General features: G+C 39.2%; 4 protein-coding genes. 2 read left to right on the forward strand and 2 right to left on the reverse strand.

Going from position 1 to position 3115, the window contains the following annotated elements; all coding sequences use genetic code 11:
• Nucleotides 1-102: 102 nt before the first annotated feature.
• Nucleotides 103-708 carry a hypothetical protein gene (locus JEM65_RS16560; RefSeq protein WP_199601982.1) on the reverse strand — a complete coding sequence of 202 codons (606 nt, stop codon included), beginning with the start codon at nucleotides 706-708 and terminating at the stop codon, nucleotides 103-105.
• 313 nt (nucleotides 709-1021) lie between these two features.
• The gene (locus JEM65_RS16565) at nucleotides 1022-1420 is read right to left on the reverse strand and encodes a hypothetical protein (protein ID WP_199601984.1); all 399 of its coding nucleotides are present in this window, start codon (nucleotides 1418-1420) and stop codon (nucleotides 1022-1024) included.
• A 336-nt stretch (nucleotides 1421-1756) separates the two neighbouring features.
• On the opposite strand from JEM65_RS16565, the gene JEM65_RS16570 reads away from it, so the two are divergent.
• On the forward strand, nucleotides 1757-2584 hold the full coding sequence (locus JEM65_RS16570; protein WP_233530703.1) for a tyrosine-type recombinase/integrase: 828 nt from the start codon (nucleotides 1757-1759) through the stop codon (nucleotides 2582-2584).
• On the forward strand, nucleotides 2584-3115 hold a 532-nt coding region (locus tag JEM65_RS16575), incomplete at its 3' end, for an IS91 family transposase (RefSeq protein WP_199601986.1). The genes JEM65_RS16570 and JEM65_RS16575, both read left to right, overlap by 1 nt.

Consider the following 3115-nt stretch of genomic DNA (forward strand, 5'->3'; position numbering starts at 1 on the left):
AACCGGATGCGTCAACACAATCTTCAGCTCTGGCCAACTTACTCATGACCGGAGGGAGTAATCGGCGAGCCGAATTCTTAGTTATTACAGCACGTATTTTCTTCACGATACTGCCGTAATTTTTATCTTATCAATTACCCATTTACTCTTTACTTTTCGAATAAAAACCAATCCACTAAATCCGCAAAGTCGTCCACAACCAAATCCGCTTATCATAACTCCATAATTTTTTGTTTGATCAAATTGAATACGTGAAAATCCAGTTATTCCAGAAAGATAAAAATTATAATCGCCTTTCCAAACTTTGCTTGTAGGTGGTAATTGCGATCGGTATTTGAGTTTGAATTTATCATCGTGTTTTAAATCCGCTAAATTTATTTTATATGGTTTTTCAATATTTGTGGTATCCAATTTAATTTTGAAATCCTTATAAAAGTTAATCAATTCCTTTTTCGCTCTTTCATTTATCTGGTAAGTACTGTCCACAATCGCAACTACTAATTTAGTAGTATCTTTTTGTAATTCAGATTTTCGCCTTTCGAGATCGGCTATAATTTTGGTTTCGTCCCATTTAATTTCGGTCGAATCAGTCCATTCAAAATTCGGTGGTGGCGGTGGTGGTGGTTGCTGTGTCAATCTTGTATCGTAAAAAACAGAATCAAGCAAAGCTGGAAAAATTTCGATCGCAACAGCCTTTTCAAACTCCAAACTTGTTTGTTTTTTTTCACAGCTAATGAATAGCAAAAACATTGAAATTATGACTAAGATTTGTTTTGTGGTCATATGTGCTGTAACATGTGTATATATAACTCAGAGTGCCAAATATACCCTATACACCCCATGCCATTTTCTGTTTGTCGTTCTCAAATATACCCGATTCCTGTAAAGCATCCAAGGTCCATTTCTTAAAGTTCATATCTCAAATGTATAAATTTGAAATCTAAAATAGCACTCCCGACTAATTGGGGGCCAAATAAATATTATGTATGATTTTATTCCGCCATTTAATCATTTTCTTTATTTATCCCCAAAAATGTTGACTATTATCAATTTCATTTCCTGTTACTAATCTTGGTATCAACATAATTTTACTGGCTAAATCAAGTTTTTCAATATGTTTTTCCGTGTATTGTTGTCCAAGTGCAACAGCAGAAAATTCAAAAAAATATGATTCTAAAAATGAGCTTAAAAATATTACAGTTTTTATTGATTCCTTTAATAGCAAGTTTTCAATTTCATTTATTTTATCTTCTTCATTGTATATTATAAATTCGTCATGTATAATATGACCTTTACTTTTAAGTACTTCTTTTTCTACAATTAGTTTCTCAAATTTTAAGAATGAATCAATTGCAATTTCCAAAAGAGTATCATTGTGAAAATGTCCAATTCTAGCGAACATTCTAATTTCTTCATTCATAAATCTTTGTTCTTTTTAAATGCCACACAACGGCAAGTATAAGCGTAGTGCGGGTTGTCGAATTTAGAATTTTCATTTTATCTAAAATTTTATTATGTGATGAAATGTTCAATTTGGTAATAAATCCCGCATTACGCTTATACAATGTTGAACGAATCCTCCCTAACGGTCGGAAGCCCTCCTGCACCTTTCAGATCGGATGTTGTTTTTGTAAATGTAATAGATTTATTAATTTGTAGCTAAATTTTAAATCTAATATCATGTTTAAAAAAAAGTAAAACCATTGCTGAACGTGCTTTTGAGGAGGTAGCGGGTTTCAGTACACTCCAGAACAAATTGGAGCAGAGCTTTTCCATTAACGGCAAGGCCAAAAGCACCCTGAACAATTACCTCCGATGTCTGGCACATCTTGCTTTGCACTTTAAAGAAAGCCCAGAAACGCTTTCGGTGGAAAATATTGAATCTTACCTTTATTACTGCCAAAAACTCCACAAAACCCCTTCTGAAAGTTTCTTTAAACACACCATTTTTGGGCTGAGGGCCGCCTACAAAGTCATGGGCAGGGAGACCAAGCGTGTGGCCCTGCCGCAGATCAAACGAGATTCAAAACTTCCAACGGTCTTGAGCCAGGAGGAAGTGAAGCGTCTTTTAAATGCCCCCAAATACCTCAAGCACCGTTTGATCATCGGGATGCTCTATGGCTGTGGACTTCGCAGCTACGAACTTTGCAATCTCAAATTGTCCGACATCGATTTTGATCGCAGAACGGTCTTTATCCCCAAGAAAAAAGGGAAGATCGACCGCTATGTGCCCTTGAGCGCATATTTGGTCAGAGGACTAAAGAAGTATATCAAAACGGAAAATCCGCAACGCTATCTTTTCAACAGTCAGGTCACCAAAGATGGAGTAGCTCGGGGGTTGACCACCAATGGGATCCGATGGGTCATCAAGGAAAACCGCAGTAAAATAGGCAGTTCCAAAAAGATAACCGCCCACACCTTGAGGCACACCTTTGCCACGCATCTGTTGGAATATGGTGTTGACATTGTCAGCCTAAAAGAACTTTTGGGCCATGCGCATATCGAGATGACCCTGACCTATCTGCATGTGGCCAATCTGCCCAATGGTTCAAAGTTTTCTCCGTTGGATAAGCTCTACGATTAATGCGCCCCAAACATACGGTGGCTGATATTTTAGAAATGGAGCAGCTACAGCTCAAGAGTTTGAGCCTGACCTCTTGGCATTACCGAGCCTTGCAGGCCATAAGAAGGTGCCGAACCAAAGCTATGGGCGGACATATTGATAAATGCGATTGTTGCCACGGACTTCACATCAGTTACAATCCCGATAGCTATCGGGACAGGAACAGGCATTGCCCAACCTGTCAGGGACACAAACGCGAAGAGTGGATCAGGGCAAGGGAAGGCGAACTCTTGAACGTTCCCTATTTTCATGTGGTGTTTACCCTTCCAAGCGAGTTTAACAGTTACGCATTGAGCCACGGCAAAATAGTGTACGGCAGTCTGTTCAGGGCTGCCTGGCAGACCTTACAGCAGTTTGGTGACAATCCCAAGCACTTGGGTGGGAGAATGGGGATGATTGCAGTGCTGCATACTTGGGGTCAAAATATGAGTTTGCACCCGCACCTACACTGTATTGTGCCAGGCGGGGGTTTGAGCCAATCGGGACAATGGA

The organism is Gelidibacter salicanalis (assembly GCF_016469035.1).
GTDB classification, from domain to species: domain Bacteria; phylum Bacteroidota; class Bacteroidia; order Flavobacteriales; family Flavobacteriaceae; genus Gelidibacter; species Gelidibacter salicanalis_A.